This window comes from Nocardiopsis lucentensis DSM 44048, assembly GCF_000341125.1.
Lineage (GTDB): Bacteria > Actinomycetota > Actinomycetes > Streptosporangiales > Streptosporangiaceae > Nocardiopsis > Nocardiopsis lucentensis.
In genome coordinates this window covers 1-6,126 of the sequence record NZ_ANBC01000159.1, presented here as the reverse complement: position 1 = coordinate 6,126, position 6,126 = coordinate 1, and the positions used below count along the sequence as shown (strand labels likewise).

Sequence of the window (6,126 nt, the reverse complement as noted above, 5' to 3'; positions counted from 1 at the left end):
CCCGCCACGGGCGCCCTCGGCGACGACCAGGCCACCCGGATCGCCCCGTCCACGGCACCGCCCCCCGGGAACGGGGCCACAGCCGTATACGGACAGCAGGGGTATCAGCCCACCCGGCACATGCCGCCCGCNNCAGTACCGGCAGGATGCTCCCGGCGCCGAGGACCCCTACGCGGACCTGTACGGAAGCCGACGCCCCGCCGCCGACACCCAGCACCACCAGCAGGCCCGGGAACGGGCTGGGCGGGAAAGCCAGCTGGCCGAACAGGAACGCCAGCGCCAGCAGGAGCAGTACCGCCAACAGGAGCAGTACCGCCAGCAGGAACAGCGCCGCCAGTACGAGGAACACCAGCGCCGCCAGCAGGAGGCGCACCGCCAACAGGAGGCCGAGCACGCCCACCGCGAGCGCGTGCACGCCGAGCGGCAGGCCGCCCAGCGGGCCCAGGCCGAGGCGCGTACCGCCAACCAGCCGGGTGTGTGGGGCTTCGTCAAGCTGATCCCGCTGCTCATCCTGCCGCTCGTGCAGATCCCGGTCGGCTACGGCGCGGCGCTGGCGTGGTCGTGGTTCACCACCGAGGCCGGGGTGTGGACGGGCGTGCCCTACGCGTTCGAACCGCTGAGCATGGACGGGTTCTGGCACGCGACCATGCTCGGGTACTTCCTGTTCAACAACCTGGTGTCCGCGGAGTACCTGGTCCGCTCGCTGCGCACCTCGTTCGTCACCGGTTCGGTGCTCGCGCTCTCGGCCGTCGCGGCCACCAACGGGCTGCTGTACAGCTTCGGCTTCTGGGGCTGAGCCCGGGGCCGGGACGCCGGACGAACCGGGGGAGGGGGAGGGGCCGCGCGGTCCCTCCCCCTCCCCGTGTGACGTGAGGACCCGGACCGGGGAAGAGGCCCGGGTCCGCCGCCTCGGATCCGCTAGGAGAACGAGGCGCCGACGCGGCCCTCGGCGATCTCCGTGACGCGGTGGTGGACGGGGCGGCTGGGGGACAGGGCCGAGCACGTCGTCGGGCACTCCGGCCCCTCCTCGACGGTCACCGACACCGTGTACACGCCGCCGTCGTGGCCCAGGGTGACCCGCACGCCGTCGTCCCCGCGGTCCTCGTCGAGCAGGGTCAACGCGTTCACGCCCACCGTGCCGAGCCTGGAGCGCAGCGCGGCGTCGGCGGCCTGGGCGGCGGAGGAGTCGGTGCACCGTCCGCGGTAGTTCTCGGGGAGCACGTCACCGTCTTCGAAGGCGGTCACCGTGCGCACGGCCGACTCAGGGTCCAGACGGCCGAAGTAGAAACCCTGGGGCAGGGCCACCAGGTTGGCGGCGAAGCGGTCACCGCCCACGTGGGTGGTCTCCCAGACCTCGGCCCGCCCCCCGGCCAGGGCCGCCGCGACGGGACGCCCCAGCACGGCGCAGCACGGGTCCTTCTTGGCGTGCGTGCACACCAGGTACAGACTGTGCTCCACCGGGACGCCGAACTCCGGCGGTTCGGGCTTCTCCACGGCGGTGACGTCGTACTCCAGCAGCTCGGCCAGGTCCTCGAACTCCACCATGCGGGCCCAGGGGGTGGTCCTGCTGGTGTGGACGTAGTAGGCGCGGCGCGGACCCTCGTCCCCGCCCGCGCGCTTGCCCTCGCCGGGGCGCTTGATGAGCTGGGGCTTGATGTCGCGGCCGACGATACGCTCGGCGAGGCGGGAGACGACGGTCTTGTCCAGGCCCGGGCTGGAGAACGCGGGGTGGCGCCATGGTCCGGAATGCTCGACCAGCAGCCAACCGCCGGTGGTGCCCGCCGTTCCGGCGATCTGCTCACCGGTGTAGCGTGCCAGGGCCGAGCAGCCGCGGCGACCGTCCGGGGCGGTGGGTAGACGCACGGTCTTCGTTCCAATCGAGTCTGGGATGGCGACGGGCGTACGGACACACGGGTCGAGACGTGATCACACGCCCCAAACCTTGGGTGTGAAGGTTAGGTTAGCCTATCCAGACTGATTGGTGTAGTAGTCGGCCGGGGTGTCCGGTCCGGTGTCACCCGGGGGCGCCCTCGGTGGGCGCCACACCTGGCAGTACGTCCAACAGCGCCCTCCGCGCCGAGTCGACGTGCTCCTCGGCGGCCTGGGCGAGCACGTCGGTGGCGCCGCCGCTCAGGTGCCGGATCAGCGCACGGTGCTCGGCGACGACCGTGCTCCGGTAGCGCTCGCGGTCCAGTCGGGTGCGGGCGGCCTGGAACAGGTGCACCTGTGAACGCAGGCCGCGCCAGGAGGTGGTCAGGCGACTGTTGGCGGCCGTGTCGTAGATCCGGTCATGGAAGGCCAGGTCGAGCGCGAGCAGGGTGGGTCCGTCCGCGTCCACGCACAGCGCCTGCTCCATGGCGTCCACCAGGGTGTGCAGTTCGGCGGTGCGCTCGGGCGTCATCCGCCGGGCGGCCAGTGTCGTGGCCAGGCGTTCCAGCGCGGCGCGGACCGCGTAGACCTCGTTGACGTCGTCCGTGGTCAACTCGATGACGCGGGTGCCGCGGTGCCACTCGCTGCGCACCAGGCCCTCGCGCTCGAGGATGGCCAGTCCCTCGCGGACCGATCCCCGGCTGACCTCCAGGGAGGCGGCCAGTTCCACCTCACGCAGGGCCGATCCCGGAGGCACCCGCCCCTCGAGAATGGCCTCGCGGACGCGGTCGGCCGCCTCGTGGGCCAAACCGCGCCGTCGTGCCCTGCGCATGCCGCCACCCCCGGAGCCGTCTTCGTGCCGGGGAAAAGTGTACGGCGTTCACCGCTGGGATGGAGAGTCATGTGGGTCTCCGTCCCGCAGTGGTTCCGGGGCGGGTCCACACCCCAGGGGGCGGTGAACTGTCTGGATGTTGACATCGTGATCTTCGCTCCTCAGGATGGGGCACCGTCGCGGGGGCGCGTGTGTGGGGTCCGGGTCCCGTCCTGGCCCGGACGGCGGACCCGCCCCCGCGGCGCCACGCCCTCCGTTTCCCTTCGGTGTCGCTCGGGGTCTTCGTCCGGCAACTGAGATCTACGACGTAAAGGCAATCGCCGTGTGAAGGGTGAGGATTCATTTGTTTACCGAGAAGTATTTTCGCTAGCGTGCTGCTCGTGTGAGCATCCCGTAGCATGCTGCGACCATCTGACTTCGCCTCTGCCCCCGGTGACCCATGAGCCACACCGCCACCCCTCCAAGGAGACATGACATGAAACGCCTCAGCCTCATCGCGCTGGCCGCGGTCGGAGTCATCGGCCTGAGCGCCTGCGCCTCCGACGACGGCACCGACACCTCCGCCCCCGAGGAGGTGGCATCCGAGGAGAGCGCGTCCGACCCCACCGGCGCCGAGGACACGGGCGCCGAGGACACCGCGCAGGAGGAAGACGCCGTGGAGACGATCGCCGTCACGGCTCAGGAGATGTCCTTCGACGGCATCCCCGAGACCCTGCCCGCGGGCACGATCCGGATCGACTTCGAGAACGTCGGCCAGGCCCGGCACGACCTCGTTGTCGAGGAACTGGGCGACGAGCAGGTCATCCCCGTGATCGACGCGGGCGCCAGCCAGAGCGCCACCGTCACCCTGGATCCGGGCACGTACACCTTCTACTGTTCGGTGGGCGGCCACCGCGCGATGGGCATGGAGGCCACCGTCACCGTGGAGTAGCCCCCCGGAGGCCGGCGAACGCACCCGGGCCTCGGAGGGGCGTTCGCCGGCGCGCGCCTCAGGCGGAGAACCCGCCGTCGCTGTGCGGCGACTGCCCGTCGATCCACCCTCCCCGCGCCGAACACGGGAACTCCAGCAGATCCGCTGTGTCGGCCGGGGTGCCCAGACGCCCCAACGGCGTCCGCCCCACGCACGCCGCCCGGGTCTCCCCGTCCATCCACCCGGTCTCGACCGGGCCGGGGTCGATCACGTTCGCGCTCACCCCCAGGTGCGCCAACTCCCGGGCGGCGGCCGGGGTGATGCGGTCCAGCGCGCCCTTGCTCGCTCCGTAGGGCAGGTTCCCGACAGTGTGGTCACCCAATAGGGCCAGTCCATCCGCCCACCCCGGTCCGCGACGGTTTTCTGGCCGTACGGGTCCTCCGGCCGCTCGGAGACCGGCCCGCTCAGCCCGTCAGGTCGGGGATGAGGACCGGACCCACCCGGCGCACGTGGTCGCGAAACAGCGCCACCGCCGGAGGCTCGTACCCGCCTCCGGACCCCTCCTCCGGCCAGACCACCCCGATCGGCCGGGTGGCGTCCGCCCCCCGCAGCGCCAACTCCACCGTCCCGCCCAGCGGGCCCCGGGGGCGTGCGGGCAGCACCGACACCCCCAACCCCGCCGCGACCAGCCCCCGAGCCGTCGCGATGTCGTCGGCCTCGAAGGCCACCCCGGGGGTCAAGCCCGCCCGATCACACAACCGGTCGGTCAGGTGCCGTACCCCGCGCCCCGGCTTGAGCAGGATGAACTCGTCACCGGCCGCCTCCGACACCCGAACTCCGCCCACGACCGCGGCCAGCGTGTGTCCCTCGGGCACCACCAACCGGAGCTCCTGGGTGTGCAGCGTCGCCGACGCCAACCCCGGACGCGACGGCAGGGGGGAGGTCAGCGCCAAGTCAGCGCCGCCCGAGGACACCCTCCGCAGCGACTCCGCCCACGCCTCCTGCGTGAGCGTGAACCGCACCCCCGGATGCAGCGCCCGGAACCCTCGCAGCAGCGCCGGAACGACCTCCACCCCCAGTGTCGGCAGGAAGGTCAGCGCCACCCGGCCCTCCTCGGCGTCGGTCAGCTCGGCCAACCCCGCCCGGAGGTCCTCCAGGGCCCGCCGCACGTGCGGCAACAGCAGACGGCCGGCCCGCGTCAACCGCACCCCGCGCCCCGTACGCTCCACCAGGGCCATGCCCAACTCCTCCTGGAGCCGGGCCAGGGCACGGCTCAACGTCGGTTGGGGCGTGTCCAGCGCTTCGGCGGCTTGTGTGACGTGCTCGGTCTCGGCCACCGCCGCGACCATGCGCAGCCGGGGCGCCAACACCTGGACCAGGGCTTCCGAGGTATCCATACATATCAGTATGGAACAACCACAAAACATGCATTGGACGTATGAAACGCCGCTTCCTAGCGTGGGAGCATGTCCCCGACCAGCGGCTCCGCGCCCGTCCACGACACCCGTCCGCGCGCGGGCACCCGCGCCTACCGTCGTACCGTCGTCGCCATGGTCGCCGCCGCCGTGGCCACCTTCGCCCAGCTCTGGTCGGTCCAACCGATCCTGCCCGCCATCGCCGAGGGCTTCGAGGCCTCCGCCGCCCAGGCGGCGCTGACCGCCTCCCTGGCCACCGGCGGGCTGGCCGGGTTCAGCCTGGTCTGGAGCGGCGCCGCCGACCGGATCGGCCGGGCCCGCGTCATCACCCTCTCCCTGGTGACGGCCACCCTCCTGGGCGCCCTGGCGCCCTTCGCCGCCGACCTGTCCCTGCTGTTGGTCGTGCGCGCCCTCCAGGGGGCGGCCCTGGGCGGAGTGCCCGCGGCCGCCATCGCCTACCTCGCCGAGGAGATCCACCCCGCCGACGCCCCGCGCGCCACCGGGCTGTACATCGCGGGCAACCCCCTGGGAGGGATGGGCGGGCGCCTCCTGGCCGGGTTCGCCGCCGACCTGGGCGGCTGGCAGTGGGGGATCGCCGCCAACACGCTGCTGGGCGCGATCGCGCTGGCCGTGTTCGTCCTGGTCCTGCCGCGCGGGCGGAGGGGGAGCCCGACCGGTCGCGCACGTGTCCCCTCCTCGGGGCCGCGACCCCGCGGGCGGCTCCGCGCGGCGCTGACCACACGCGGGCTGCCCGCCCTGTACGCCCAGGCGCTGTTGCTCATGGGCGCGTTCATGACCGTGTACAACCTGCTCGGGTTCCGGCTCGTGCAAGAACCCTTCGCCCTGTCCCAGTCCACGGCCTCCCTGCTGTTCCTCGCCTACACGGCCGGGATGCTCGGTTCGGCGGCGGCCGGTGCGGTGACCGCGCGCTTTGGCGGCTACGCGGTGCTGGTGTCGGCGACCGCCCTGATGGCGGCGGGGCTGGCCGCACTGGTGACCACGTCCCTGGTCGGTCTGGTGGCGGCCCTGCTGGTGCTGACCTTCGCGTTCTTCGCCGCGCACGCCGGCGCGTCGGCCTGGGTGGGGCGGCGCGCCGTGGC

The 6,126-nt window shown here is 72.6% G+C and carries 6 protein-coding genes; 2 read left to right on the top strand and 4 right to left on the bottom strand.

Annotation, left to right across the window (positions count from 1 at the left end):
- Positions 1-918: 918 nt before the first annotated feature.
- Positions 919-1,863, bottom strand: coding sequence for a sucrase ferredoxin (locus D471_RS0105365; RefSeq protein ID WP_017597679.1), 945 nt, complete (start codon positions 1,861-1,863; stop codon positions 919-921).
- Positions 1,864-2,014: 151 nt separating this feature from the next.
- The gene (locus D471_RS33120) at positions 2,015-2,701 is read right to left on the bottom strand and encodes a GntR family transcriptional regulator (protein ID WP_040688453.1); all 687 of its coding nucleotides are present in this window, start codon (positions 2,699-2,701) and stop codon (positions 2,015-2,017) included.
- Between the two features lie 475 nt (positions 2,702-3,176).
- On the opposite strand from D471_RS33120, the gene D471_RS0105355 reads away from it, so the two are divergent.
- The gene (locus tag D471_RS0105355) at positions 3,177-3,632 is read left to right on the top strand and encodes a cupredoxin domain-containing protein (protein ID WP_017597677.1); all 456 of its coding nucleotides are present in this window, start codon (positions 3,177-3,179) and stop codon (positions 3,630-3,632) included.
- A gap of 58 nt (positions 3,633-3,690) precedes the next feature.
- Here D471_RS0105355 and D471_RS33115 read toward each other — a convergent pair whose 3' ends face one another.
- Entirely contained in the window at positions 3,691-3,993 is a 303-nt protein-coding gene (locus D471_RS33115) for an SDR family oxidoreductase (protein ID WP_017597676.1), read from the bottom strand.
- A gap of 82 nt (positions 3,994-4,075) precedes the next feature.
- A complete protein-coding gene (locus D471_RS0105345; protein WP_017597675.1) occupies positions 4,076-5,008 on the bottom strand; it encodes a LysR family transcriptional regulator in 933 nt (310 codons plus the stop codon).
- 69 nt (positions 5,009-5,077) lie between these two features.
- Here D471_RS0105345 and D471_RS0105340 point away from each other — a divergent pair.
- Positions 5,078-6,126: MFS transporter (locus D471_RS0105340; RefSeq protein ID WP_017597674.1), on the top strand; the 1,049-nt coding region annotated here is incomplete at its 3' end.

Coding starts and splice junctions, on each gene's coding strand:
- D471_RS0105345 (WP_017597675.1), bottom strand. CDS start 5,008: ATGGATACCTCGGAAGCCCTGGTCCAGGTGTTGGCGCCCCGGCTGCGC.
- D471_RS0105355 (WP_017597677.1), top strand. CDS start 3,177: ATGAAACGCCTCAGCCTCATCGCGCTGGCCGCGGTCGGAGTCATCGGC.
- D471_RS33120 (WP_040688453.1), bottom strand. CDS start 2,701: ATGCGCAGGGCACGACGGCGCGGTTTGGCCCACGAGGCGGCCGACCGC.